This is a genomic window from Staphylococcus felis, assembly GCF_003012915.1.
GTDB classification, from domain to species: Bacteria; Bacillota; Bacilli; order Staphylococcales; family Staphylococcaceae; genus Staphylococcus; species Staphylococcus felis.
The window spans coordinates 1,719,834-1,733,160 of the sequence record NZ_CP027770.1 but is presented as its reverse complement, the minus strand read 5'-3'; the positions used below and the strand labels follow the sequence as shown (position 1 = coordinate 1,733,160).

Here is a 13,327-nt window from a genome sequence, read left to right as displayed (position 1 = left end):
CTCACTTCGCTTTACATTTGGATTAAGAAAATATTCATTAAAGGTAGTACAAACATAAAACTATCAAATCTGTCTAAAATACCACCATGCCCTGGTAAAAGCCTTCCTGAATCTTTAACACCAAAATGACGTTTAAAACCAGATTCAACTAAATCGCCAAGTTGACCGAACGTACTCAGTACCAATGTCATGATTAACAACCATATCAAATTGAACTGAAAAGGAACAAAAAACATAAAACTAAGCGGGACAATGAGGCTACACAATAACCCTCCAATAAATCCTTCAATCGTTTTGTTAGGGCTGATCACTGGCCATAATTTATGCTTACCAAATAATCTCCCAAATATGTATGCTCCCGTATCTGTTAACCACACGATAAGTAATCCAAATAAAATATAATGTAATCCTGCTTCGCGTGTTTCATAAAAATACATAAAACCAATACCAACATAGGCAACAGACATAAGACAAAAGGCTGAGTCCATAAAGCTAAATCTATTTTTAGACATGACTGTATAGCTCAAAATAATAAAACTCATTGCAATTAAATATTTTTGTTGCAACATAGGCACCCAATTCCCTAAGTCTTGTGGCAACATTACAATCATTAATGCGAAAGCACTAATGATTCCTGGAATGGAAATCAACTGAATACGGTTCATATTGAGTAGTTCCTTTAATGCAATAAGTGCCAAAATAAAGGTGAAATACATCCATAATGAACCACCAATGAGCAATATAGGTAAAAATATTAATAGCGCTACAATAGTAGTAATTGTTCTTACCTTCATAGTTCTCTCCTATCTACAATCCTCCAAAGCGTCTTTGGCGTAATTGATACGTTTTTATACATTCAACTAAATCTAGTTCTTCAAAGTCTGGCCATAGTTTATCATGAAAAATAAATTCACTGTAAGACAATTGCCAAATTAAAAAGTTACTGAGACGTTGCTCACCCGATGTTCGAATTAATAATTCTGGATCTGGATATTGAGCAGTCATTAAATACGATTGAAAAAGTGTTTCATCAATGGCTTCTTCATCAAAATGAGGATCACGACGCATATCTTTCGTCAGTTGCTTGACACTATTAATAATCTCAGCACGACCGCCGTAATTAATAGCAAATATTAATGTCAAACCATCATTTTGAGCAGTTTTTGCCTTTGCTTCTTCAATGGCTTCAATCGTTTGTTGAGGTAATTTTTCTGTAAATCCAATGGTTTCAACTCGAACATTTTTTTCGATTAATTCAGGTAAAAAAGAATTCAAAAAATTAACTGGCAATCCCATAATATAATTGACTTCTTCATTAGGTCTTGACCAATTTTCAGTAGAGAAGGCATACAATGTTAAATATTTAATATTTAATTCGCTTGCTGCACGTGTGATTTTTTTAATGGTCTGCATCCCTTGATAATGACCTTTAATTCTGGGCATTTTACGTTGTTTAGCCCATCGTCCATTACCATCCATTATGATTGCAATATGTTCAGGTATATTATGTAAATTAAGCGCATCTCCATTATTTATTTTGGTTTCTTTTCTCTTAAATATCTTAAACATATATGTTCCTCCGAGCTATTCGTCTCCCAAATATTATAATCCTTTAAGAATACAATTATCTACCATTTTATCATACTCAGTTCCCTCATTTGAATAAACAAATAAAAAAACTGTACCAAAGTCGTATTCGGTACAGTTTTGAACACTTACACAGACATTACATCTGTTTCTTTATCTGAAACCAACTTATCGATATCTTTTATTGCATCGTCAGTTACTTTTTGAACGTCATCTGATGTAGAGCGTAATTCATCTTCAGAAATATCGCCATTTTTTTCTTGTTTTTTTAGAGAGTCATTTGCATCTCGTCGTATGTTACGGATTGATACTTTTGCTGATTCCCCTTCTTTTTTGACTTGTTTAACGATTTCTTTACGGCGTTCTTCTGTTAAAGCTGGCACGCTAATTCGAATGACTTCCCCATCACTTGATGGTGTAACGCCTAAATTTGCCGCTAAAATCGCTTTTTCAATATCACCTAATGACGTTTTATCATATGGAGATATGACAAGTAAACGTGCTTCAGGTACGTTAATACTTGCTAATTGTTGTACAGGTGTAGGTGCGCCGTAATAATCCACCTCTACGCCCGCCAATAAATTTGAGTTTGCACGACCTGCATTGATTTGAGCAAGCTCACGTGATAAACTATCAATCGATTTTTTCATACGCGTTTTTGCATCTTGAATTACTTCATTCATACTAAGTCACCTCTATATTATTTTGTAATAATTGTTCCGATATCTTCACCTTGTACGGCACGCTTAATGTTACCTTCTTCTAAAATCGAAAATACTTTAAGCGGAATATTGTTGTCCATACAGAATGAAGAGGCTGTTGAATCCATTACTTGTAAACCTTCTTTTAATAAGTCGATATATGTTAAACGATCATATTTTTTTGCAGTTGGATCAATTTTAGGATCTGCAGAATAAACACCGTCTACATTGTTTTTACCCATAAGAATAACATCTGCTTCAACTTCAGCTGCACGTAAAGCTGCTGTAGTATCTGTTGAGAAATAAGGATTGCCAATACCTGCCGCAAAAATAACAACACGTTTTTTTTCTAAATGACGAATTGCACGTCGACGAATATATGGTTCTGCAACTTGTTTCATTTCAATAGAAGTCAAGACACGCGTATCACAATCAAGTTGTTCTAGACTATCTTGCAATGCTAATGCATTCATAACAGTTGCTAACATTCCCATATAGTCAGCCGTCCCACGATCCATACCTAAATCGCTTCCTGTTTTACCGCGCCAAATATTGCCACCACCAACAATGACCGCAATCTCTGTATCCATTTTAGCGACTTCAGCAACCTGTTCCGCAATACTTTTAATAATAATTGGATTAATACCAAATCCTTTATCTCCTGCTAATGCTTCGCCACTTAGTTTTAAAACGACTCGCTTATATTTTGAAGTTTCAGTCATTATACTAACCTCTCTATTCATAATATGTAAAACAATACAATTAAAGAAGACACAATAAGTACCATCCTTATACACGGCTTCAATTTACTGCATTGAAGTCATGCAAAGGAGGACACGAAAGGTGTCTTCTTTCTCAAATAAAACCGTGTTAATTATTTCATTTGTCCTTTTACTTCATCAGCGAAGTTTTCTTCACGCTTTTCAATACCTTCGCCCACTTCGTAACGAACGAAGTCAACTAATTTACCGCCTTTAGATTTAAGGAATTCTTGAACAGTTTGATCTGGGTTTTTAACGAAATCTTGATCAACCGCACAAATTTCTTGTAAATATTTACGTAAACGGCCTTCTACCATTTTTTCAACGATATTTTCTGGTTTACCTTCATTAAGGGCTTGTTGTTTCAATACTTCTTTTTCGTGCTTAATTTCTTCTTCACTAACTTGCTCAGAAGATACGTATTTAGGGTTGATTGCAGCGATGTGCATTGCTACATCTTTAGCAGCTTCTTCGTCAGTTGTACCTTCAACAACTGAAAGAACAGCGATACGACCACCCATGTGTAAATATGCACCAAACGCATCGTTATCCGTTTTAGTACGAACTTCGAAACGACGTAAGCTTAACTTTTCACCAATAGTTGAGATAGCTTCTGTCATATGTTCAGAAACTTTTTTACCATTAGGCAATGTTGTTTCATTTAACGCTTCAACAGTTTCTGCTTTAGTGTCAAGGATTTGGTTAGCAATTTCTTTTACAAGTTCTTGGAAGCCTTCGTTACGAGCAACGAAGTCAGTTTCTGAATTGATTTCAACGATTACAGCATCGTTACCTTTAACTTCAACGTGTGTAATACCTTCAGCAGCAATACGATCTGCTTTTTTAGCAGCTTTAGCAATCCCTTTTTCACGTAAGTAATCAATTGCTTTATCAATATCTCCATCAGTTGCTTCTAACGCTTTTTTACAATCCATCATACCAGCGCCAGTTTTTTCACGTAATTCTTTTACAAGTTTAGCTGAAATTGCCATTCACTATTCCTCCAATATCATTTCATAATATATTTTAAAAAAGGGGGTAGGGACATCATCATATTGTCCTATCCCCTCAATTCATTCATATCCAAATTATTATTTAGATTCAACAGATGTTTCTTCAGTAGTTTCTTCTGCTGATTCTTCTTCATTTAAATCAATGTTTTGTTCAGCAGCTACTTCATCGTTAGATACACCTTGTTGGCCTTCTAAAATAGCGTCTGCCATTTTACCAGTTAATAATTTAACTGCACGAATCGCATCATCATTCGCTGGGATAACGTAATCGATTTCATCCGGATCACAGTTAGTATCAACAATACCTACGATTGGAATGTTTAATTTGTGTGCTTCTGCAATCGCATTACGCTCTTTACGTGGGTCAACAACGAATAATGCGTCAGGCATTGTTTTCATTTCACGAATACCGCCTAAGAATTTGATTAAACGGTCGTATTCTTTTTTAAGTTCAACAACTTCTTTTTTAGGTAATACGTCAAACGTTCCATCTTCTTCCATTTTTTCAATTTCAGAAATACGTTTGATACGTTTTGAGATTGTTTTGTAGTTCGTTAAAATACCACCTAACCATCTTTGGTTAACGTAGAAGTGGCCAGCACGTTCAGCTTCTGCTTTTACAGATTCTTGTGCTTGTTTTTTCGTACCTACGAATAAGACTTTACCGCCTTCTTCAGATACTTGCTTGATAAAGTTATACGCTTCTTCAACTTTTTTCACTGTTTTTTGTAAGTCGATAATGTAAATACCGTTTCTCTCAGTGAAAATGTATTTTTTCATTTTTGGGTTCCAACGACGTGTTTGATGACCGAAGTGAACACCCGCTTCTAGTAATTGTTTCATTGAAATTACTGCCATAATTAAATCCTCCTAGTGGTTTTTCCTCCACGTCAACTTATATAAAAAACGACTAATCATCGCACCATTTTATACTTCTGTTGACATGTGTGTTTTGGCTTATCACAGCCGCATATTAATATACCACAGCTTAAACACAAATGCAATAACTATATTTATGCATTTGAGCGTTTAAGTGCATCTAAAAACGTATCTTTTTTAACTTTAATAAATGTACCTTTCATCCCTAACGAACGCGACTCAATGACACCCGCACTTTCAAGCTTACGTAAAGCATTCACAATAACTGATCTTGTAATCCCTACTCTGTCGGCAACTTTAGATGCGATAAGCAAACCTTCTGTACCACCAAGCTCTTCAAATATATGATCAATGGCTTCTTTTTCAGAATAAGACAATGAGTTAATCGCCATAGATATCGCAGCTTTATCACGTGCTTCTGACTCAATCTCTGAATGTTTTTCACGAAGAATTTCCATTCCGATTACAGTTGCAGCATATTCACCTAAAACTAAATCATTTTCACTAAAATCTTCAGAAACGCGCCCTAAAACTAATGTGCCAAGGCGTTCTCCACCACCAATGATTGGAAAAATGGTTGTTCTTGAATCCTCAAATAAATCTCTGCTTTCAAGTGGAAATACTGAAAGTTCATCTTCAATTTTGATATTTGAAGTTGTTTCATAGACGTGCATTAACTTATCTGTATAGGCTTCAGGTATATGACGGTCCTCTAACATTTGAATGATACGATCATTTTTTAATAATTCATTTAAGCTGGAACCTAAAATTTTACCTCGTCGCGAAACGATAAATACATTTGTGATTGTTACCTTGCTAATTGTTTGGGCAACATCTTTAAAATCGACCGAGATTCCTTTATGTTTTTGTAATAAACTGCTTAATTCTCTAGTTTTCGATAATAAGCTCATGTCACTTCTCCTTTTTTCTTATAAGATAAATTCGCTTAAATCTTTATTAATTGAAATTGATTTTAATTTTTCATCGACATATTGAGGTGTTATGTCGACTATCGCATTTGGCATGTTAGGTGCTTCAAATGAAAGGTCTTCAAGCATCTTTTCTAAAATAGTATGAAGTCTTCTTGCACCAATATTGTCAGTTTCTTGATTAACGTGATATGCCATTTCTGCTAATCGTTGTATCGCATCTTCTGTGAAATTAACTGTCACTTGTTCTGTCTGCAATAACAATTCATATTGTTTAATTAATGATAACTTAGGTTCTTTCAAAATACGAACAAAATCATCAACTGTTAGACTTTCAAGTTCAACGCGAATCGGGAATCGCCCTTGAAGTTCTGGGATAAGGTCACTTGGTTTTGATACGTGGAACGCACCCGCACCAATAAATAACATATGTTCCGTACTCACAGTACCATACTTCGTCCTTATCACGCTACCTTCAAGAATAGGTAAAATATCTCTTTGGACACCTTGTCGTGAAACATCTTGACCACCGCTATTTTGATTTGAAGCAGCCACTTTATCAATCTCATCAATGAATATAATACCCATTTGTTCTGCTAATTCAAGTGCCTCTTGATTCGCTGTTTCGTGATCAATCATTTCATCAGCAAAATGATCGATTAAAATTTTCCTTGCTGTCTTAACAGGGACTTCTTTTTGAACTTTTTTCTTAGGCATCAGTTGATTCATCATCTCTTGCATTTGTTCATTTTGTTGAGTCCCTAACATACCTAATGCACCCGGATCTTGTTCAACTTTGATTTTCACTTTTTCTTCTTCTAATTCACCATTCAATAATTGTCGCTTTATTTCAGAACGCTTTGTTTTAATTTCTTCAGTTGGTGGCTCTTCCTCTTCTTCTTCTGACTGACCAAAATTAGGGAGTGCACCTCCAAACAAAGACTCTAATGGATTTTGTTTAGTTTGATTTGCTCTTTTTTTCATGCTCGGCACAAGTAGTTTAACGAGTTTTTCGTTTGCTTTTAGTGTTGCTTCTTCTTTCACATCGTCTTTTTTTGAATCTTTGACTAAGCGTACCGCTACATCCACAAGGTCTCTAACCATACTCTCTACGTCTCGACCTACATAACCGACTTCAGTGAATTTTGTTGCCTCGACTTTGATAAATGGTGCGCCCACAATTTTAGCCATACGACGTGCAATTTCTGTCTTACCTACACCTGTTGGCCCCATCATCAATATATTTTTAGGTGCAATTTCTTGCTTCGTTTCATCATCTAACAAACTACGTCGATATCTGTTTCTTAAAGCAATCGCTACTTTCTTTTTAGCATCATCTTGACCTACAATATATTCGTCTAATTTTGCTACGATATCTTTTGGTGTGAATTGAATAGCACTACTCTTAATCATATGAAACCTCCGTTAAAGTTCTTCTACAGTAATATGATCATTTGTAAACACACAAATGTCAGCCGCTACTTTTAAACTTTCATATGCCATTTCACTTGCAGACATATGTTTAGCATGTCGTTTTAATGCTCGTCCAGCACTAAGTGCATAATTGCCACCTGAACCAATGGCAATTAAATCATCATCAGGCGCAATAACTTCACCCGTACCACTTACAACAAGGATATGAGACTTATCCATTACTATCAACATTGCTTCTAATTGACGTAATTGTTTATCTCCTCTCCATTCCTTTGCAAGCTCGACTGAGGCTCTTTCTAAATTACCACTATATTGTTGTAACTTCGCTTCAAACTTTTCAAAAAGTGTAAATGCATCAGCGACACTACCAGCAAATCCAGCTACAACGCGTCCATTATATAGTTTTCGGACCTTTTTCGCTGTTTGTTTCATAATGACTTGCTCACCTAAAGTGACTTGACCATCTCCAGCCATAGCCGCTTCACCATTATGACGTACAGCATAAATAGTAGTTGCATGAATAGATGAACTCATAAACTTATTCTCCTTTTTTTGCACGAGGATGTGCATTTAGATAAACGTGACGTAATTGTTGATTAGTCACATGTGTATAGCGGCCCGTTGTCGATAAATTAACATGGCCTAATAAACTTTGAACTGTCCTTAAATCAGCTCCTTCATTCAACATATGCGTCGCAAAAGTATGACGTAACTTATGCGGATGAATTGCTGAAACATTGACAGTTCTTTTCACAATGTCATTTAATATATAACGCACACCGCGTTCTGTGATAGGGTCCCCTTTTAAATTAACAATTAAAAAAGGATGGTGCACGTTTTGAATAGGACCAAATGATTCAAGATATTTTTGAATACTTTTTCTACAGAATTCCCCAAAAGGGATGATGCGTTCTTTATTCCCTTTTCCAAGTACTTTTAAATAACACATTTCTAAGTTAATATCTGATGTTTTTAAAGACGTCAATTCAGAAACACGCATCCCAGTAGCATAAAGTAATTCTAATATGACGCTATCTCTTAAACCTTTTTTGGCATCTTTTTGAACAGTTTGAAACATCGCCTCCATTTCTTCTGAGTAGAAAAAAGTAGGTAAGTAGCTTTCTTTTTTTGGATGAACAAGTTGTACAAAAGGATTTGTAATTGAATTATCTTGAGCCATCCAAAAGGCATAAAAACTACGTAACGTCGAAATCTTTCTAGAAACTGTTGTACGTTGAAGACCAAAATCATATAACATTTGGAGATAATTTCTAGCATCTTGATATTGAAAAGATGTCAAAGTCAATTGTTCTTGAACTAAAAAACGGTTAAATTGTACTAAATCATCATGATAAGCTTTTAAAGTATGTTCAGAAAAGAAACGCTCTCGCTTTAAAGTATTTAAAAATTTGAGTTGGATTTGTTCCAATATAAAAACCCCTCCATCATTAGTATTGTAGCATAATGAGGAAGGGAACTGCATGAATTTCACATAGAATTTTCTCAGTAATCAAAATTTTACTTATTTTGCCAATTAATTATTTAATTTAAAGCGTTTGTTTAAAATGCTCTAAATACGTTAAGGCTCTATCAGCTAACAATTCATATCTCTCTTTTTTATCTTTAATACGCTTTTCTAATGGTGGTACTAATCCAAAATTAGCATTCATAGGTTGGAAGTTTTTATTATTTGTGGCATGAGAAATGTAATATGCTAAACTACCTATCATCGTTTCACGTGGGAAGATGACATTAGATTTACCAGTCATACGATGTGCGAGATTGATACCTGCAACCATACCGCTTGCCGCACTCTCTACATAGCCTTCAACACCTGTCATTTGACCTGCAAAAAATAAATTTTCTCTGTCCTTAAATTCATAAGTTTCACCCAGTACATCTGGTGAATTTATAAAAGTATTACGATGCATCACACCATAACGTACAATATCAACATTTTCTAACCCAGGTATGAGACGGATAACTTCTTTTTGAGCTCCCCACTTTAATCGCGTTTGAAAACCAACGATATTGTAGAGTGTTCCTGCTGCATCATCTTGTCTAAGTTGTACGACAGCATATGGGCGTTTTCCTGTTTTAGGATCTTCTAAACCAACTGGCTTCATAGGACCAAATAACAATGTCTTAGGCCCACGACTTGCCATCACTTCAAACGGCATACAACCTTCAAAATACTTTTCTTTTTCAAAATCATTCATAGGTGCAACTTCAGCTTCCATAGCTGCATTGTAAAAACGATGAAATTCTTCTTCAGTCATCGGACAATTTAGATACGCTGCTTCACCTTTATCGTATCGTGATTTTAAATACACTTTGTCCATGTCTATTGAATCTTTTTCAATAATAGGTGCTGCTGCATCATAGAAATATAATTGATCTTTGCCAGTTAAATGCACGACCTCTTCTGTCAATGATTCGGTTGTGAGTGGTCCTGTCGCTATAATTGTCGGCCCTTCAGGAATTTTAGAAATTTCCTCATTGACGACTGTTATATTAGGGTGATTTTTGAGTGTATCAGTAATATAACCAGAAAAGTCATGTCGATCAACAGCTAAAGCGCCTCCAGCTGGAACACGCGCTTTATCTGCCGCTTGAATAACGATAGAATTTAAACGTCTCATTTCTTCTTTTAGTACACCTACTGCATTCGTAAGCGCATTACCTCGTAATGAATTTGAACACACCAATTCTGCAAATTTGTCCGTATGATGTGCAGGTGTTTGTTTGACAGGACGCATCTCATATAATTTAACATGAACACCTCGTTCAGCTAATTGATATGCTGCTTCTGAGCCTGCTAAACCTGCTCCTATCACATTTACTGTCGTCATCACTGACTCCCCTTTTACTTTTTTATTTTTGAACCGCCTCTTTATAATCACAATTCGAACATATCACTTGTGTTGAACGCCCTTTTTTATGTTCTGCTAAATAGTGATTACATTTTGGACAATCTCTTCCAATTGGTTTATCCCAAGAAATAAAATCGCATTCCGGGAAGTTCGAACAACCATAGAATATTCTGTTTTTCTTTGATTTTCGTTCTACGACGTCACCTTTTTGGCATTTCGGGCAAGTAACACCAATAGGTTTCGTAATTGCTTTGGTATTTCGACAATCTGGAAAGTTGGAACATGCCATAAACTTACCGTAACGTCCCATCTTAATAACCATCGGATGACCACACACTTCACAATCTTCTCCTGCAGGTTCATCTTTAATTTCAATTTTTTCCATTTCTTCTTCAGCACGTTCGACATTTTGTTTAAAGCTACTATAAAAGTCATCGACAACTTTTTTCCAACCCATATCTCCCTCAGCAATCTTATCAAGTAATGTTTCCATATTGACTGTGAAATCAACGTCAATGATTTCAGGGAAATATTCTTTAACTTGCTCATGAACAATTTCACCTAATTCAGTTGGTACAAACCGTTTACTATCAATCTTGACATAGTTTCTTTTTTGAATAGTGTCAATTGTAGGTGCATATGTTGATGGTCGTCCAATTTTAAGTTCTTCTAACGTTTTGACTAAACGCGCCTCCGTATATCTTGGTGGTGGTTGGGTAAAGTGTTGAGCTGGATCTATCTTAGTTGCAGTGACTTTATTACCTATTTCAAGTTTAGGTAAACGATTTTCTTTTTCTTTAGCTTTATCGTCATTGGCTTCCACATATAATGTCATAAAGCCTTTAAATTTAATCGTTTGTCCGTTAGCTCTAAATTTAATATCGTTTTGTGTTAAATCAACTGCTACTGTATCTAAAATAGCTGGTGCCATTTGACTCGCTACAAAACGTTCCCATATCAACTTATATAGTTTAAATTGATCACGTGATAAAAAGTCTTTCATTTCTGATGGTGTTCGAAGTGTACTCGTTGGACGAATTGCTTCATGGGCATCTTGGTCACCTTGTTTGCCTTTACTAACCGATTTTGATAAATATGATTCGCCAAACTCTTTTTCGATATACTGTTTTGTTTCTTCTTGAGCGTCTTTCGATATGCGCGTTGAATCCGTTCTCATGTAAGTGATCAAACCGATTGTACCTTTGCGCTTTAAATCAATACCTTCATAAAGCTGTTGGGCAATCATCATTGTTTTTCTTGCTTTAAAATTAAGCTTACGCGCAGCTTCTTGTTGTAAAGTAGAAGTTGTAAAAGGTTGAGCAGGACGTCTTGTTTTTTCTTTTTTATTTACATTCGTCACTTCAAACTGGTCGCCGTCTAAAACATTTGTCACCACTTTGACGTCATCTTTATTGTTTAGCTTAAATGGTTTACCTTTATAATGGAGAAACTTGGCACTAAATTTTGATTTCCCATATCTGAATTCACCTTCAATTGACCAATATTCTTCAGGTTTAAAGTTGCGAATTTCATTTTCTCGGTCAATGACAAGACGAAGCGCCACTGATTGCACTCGTCCAGCTGACAATCCTTTTTTAACTTTTTTCCATAATACTGGTGAAATATTATATCCCACTAATCGATCAAGTACACGACGGGCTTGTTGAGCATCTACAAGATCCATTTCTATATGCCGTGGCGTTTTGAAACTCCCTTTTACTGCATCCTTTGTAATCTCGTTAAAGACAACTCTGTTCTTTTGCTTTTCATCCAATTCTAAAATATTCGCTAAATGCCATGCAATCGCTTCACCTTCACGGTCAGGGTCACTCGCTAAAAAAACATGCTTTGCTTTTTTGGCATGTCTCTTAAGCTCTTTCACTACAGGACCTTTTCCACGTATCGTAATATATTTAGGATCATATTGATGTTCTACATCTACACCCATTTGACTACGTGGTAAATCTCTCACGTGCCCCATAGATGCGATGACTTTATATTTCTTCCCTAAATATTTTTCTATTGTCTTAGCTTTTGCAGGCGATTCCACAATGACAAGATTATCTGCCAATGGAGTTACCCCCTCGCTTTTTCTGTTTACAAAGATAAATGATAAACGGTTAATTTTAAGTTTGTCAATCTTTTACATTAATTTTACACAATAGCCACCATTTTTCATTCGTAATCTTTTAAAATATCAGCCGCACCTAATACTATTTCTGCACCTTCTTTTGCTCGCATTAAATTCCCTTTTGTATGTGTGTCAAACATCGTTCCTGGCAAAACATATACGTTACGATTTTGCTCTAATGCTTGATCAATCGTTATAAGCGCCCCACTTTTTTCTTTCGCCTCGGTAACAAATACACCCTTCGACACACCACTAATAATACGGTTACGTTCTGGAAACCTGTAACGTGACGGTGGTGTATGTGGTGGATATTCACTCACGGTTAAACTCATTTTTTCAATTTGCTTTCGTAAATGTTTCGTATTTTGTGGGTAATGATGGTCATGTCCAAACGCTAAAACACCAATTGTCGATAGATGATGTGATAAAGCGTATTGATGAGCTAATGCATCTGTTCCACTGGCCAAACCAGACACTATAATTAATTTTTTTGTTGCAAAATAAGGAAATAGATATTCTAACGCTTGTGTTGTGTAGGCTGTGTGCATTCGAGCACCTACTATACTCAACGTTTGATTCATATGGTTTAATAATTGGAGATTTCCTTTACAAAAAAGAACATAGGGGGGATCAAATATTTCTTTCAACAAATGAGGATAATAAGTGCTCGTCATGTCAACTACTTTAATGTTTTTTTGACGTAAGTCGTCTAGAATGACATCATAATTTAGTTGTTCTAACAGTTGAAATTTTTTCTGTATAGCTGGATTATGATTAAAAAGAGAGCGTATTTTTTTGAACTTGCTAAATGCATAAGGAGGATTAAGCATATTTGGCATAAGCCTTTCGATTTTCTGTATCTGATGTGTTGAGAACCCAGCATAAAGCAATAATAGAAATATTTTTTGCATGATGACGATCACCTCTTGAGATGTTTTGGAGCATTGTTACAAAGTAATATTATTGAAGTATTTGTATCATACTAAAAAAACTCTATGCTCAAAATGTAGTATGACTAA

13 protein-coding genes are annotated in these 13,327 nt (G+C 35.4%); all 13 read right to left on the bottom strand.

Translation table 11 applies throughout. The features are described from left to right. Window positions 1-11 precede the first annotated feature (11 nt). Entirely contained in the window at window positions 12-794 is a 783-nt protein-coding gene (locus C7J90_RS08100) for a phosphatidate cytidylyltransferase (protein WP_103209404.1), read from the bottom strand. 13 nt (window positions 795-807) lie between these two features. After that, entirely contained in the window at window positions 808-1,569 is a 762-nt protein-coding gene (locus C7J90_RS08095; RefSeq protein ID WP_103209406.1) for an undecaprenyl pyrophosphate synthase, read from the bottom strand. Between the two features lie 146 nt (window positions 1,570-1,715). Continuing rightward, window positions 1,716-2,270, bottom strand: a complete 555-nt coding sequence (gene frr, locus C7J90_RS08090) for a ribosome recycling factor (RefSeq protein WP_103209407.1) — start codon at window positions 2,268-2,270, stop codon at window positions 1,716-1,718. A gap of 17 nt (window positions 2,271-2,287) precedes the next feature. Next, window positions 2,288-3,010, bottom strand: coding sequence for a UMP kinase (gene pyrH, locus C7J90_RS08085; RefSeq protein ID WP_103209409.1), 723 nt, complete (start codon window positions 3,008-3,010; stop codon window positions 2,288-2,290). A gap of 152 nt (window positions 3,011-3,162) precedes the next feature. Then, entirely contained in the window at window positions 3,163-4,041 is an 879-nt protein-coding gene (gene tsf / locus C7J90_RS08080; protein WP_103209411.1) for a translation elongation factor Ts, read from the bottom strand. A gap of 99 nt (window positions 4,042-4,140) precedes the next feature. Next, window positions 4,141-4,920, bottom strand: coding sequence for a 30S ribosomal protein S2 (gene rpsB, locus C7J90_RS08075; protein WP_103209412.1), 780 nt, complete (start codon window positions 4,918-4,920; stop codon window positions 4,141-4,143). 155 nt (window positions 4,921-5,075) lie between these two features. After that, window positions 5,076-5,852, bottom strand: a complete 777-nt coding sequence (gene codY / locus C7J90_RS08070) for a GTP-sensing pleiotropic transcriptional regulator CodY (RefSeq protein WP_103209414.1) — start codon at window positions 5,850-5,852, stop codon at window positions 5,076-5,078. An 18-nt stretch (window positions 5,853-5,870) separates the two neighbouring features. Beyond that, window positions 5,871-7,283 (bottom strand): ATP-dependent protease ATPase subunit HslU, encoded by a 1,413-nt coding sequence (gene hslU, locus C7J90_RS08065; RefSeq protein ID WP_232331973.1) that lies wholly within the window; start codon window positions 7,281-7,283, stop codon window positions 5,871-5,873. Window positions 7,284-7,295: 12 nt separating this feature from the next. Next, window positions 7,296-7,838, bottom strand: a complete 543-nt coding sequence (gene hslV, locus C7J90_RS08060) for an ATP-dependent protease subunit HslV (RefSeq protein WP_103209415.1) — start codon at window positions 7,836-7,838, stop codon at window positions 7,296-7,298. Window positions 7,839-7,842: 4 nt separating this feature from the next. Next, the gene (locus C7J90_RS08055; protein WP_167388996.1) at window positions 7,843-8,733 is read right to left on the bottom strand and encodes a tyrosine recombinase XerC; all 891 of its coding nucleotides are present in this window, start codon (window positions 8,731-8,733) and stop codon (window positions 7,843-7,845) included. Between the two features lie 118 nt (window positions 8,734-8,851). After that, window positions 8,852-10,159, bottom strand: coding sequence for an FADH(2)-oxidizing methylenetetrahydrofolate--tRNA-(uracil(54)-C(5))-methyltransferase TrmFO (gene trmFO / locus C7J90_RS08050; protein ID WP_103209418.1), 1,308 nt, complete (start codon window positions 10,157-10,159; stop codon window positions 8,852-8,854). Between the two features lie 19 nt (window positions 10,160-10,178). After that, entirely contained in the window at window positions 10,179-12,248 is a 2,070-nt protein-coding gene (gene topA, locus C7J90_RS08045; protein WP_103209420.1) for a type I DNA topoisomerase, read from the bottom strand. Between the two features lie 104 nt (window positions 12,249-12,352). Further along, a complete protein-coding gene (dprA, locus tag C7J90_RS08040; RefSeq protein ID WP_103209421.1) occupies window positions 12,353-13,219 on the bottom strand; it encodes a DNA-processing protein DprA in 867 nt (288 codons plus the stop codon). Between the last annotated feature and the right edge of the window lie 108 nt (window positions 13,220-13,327).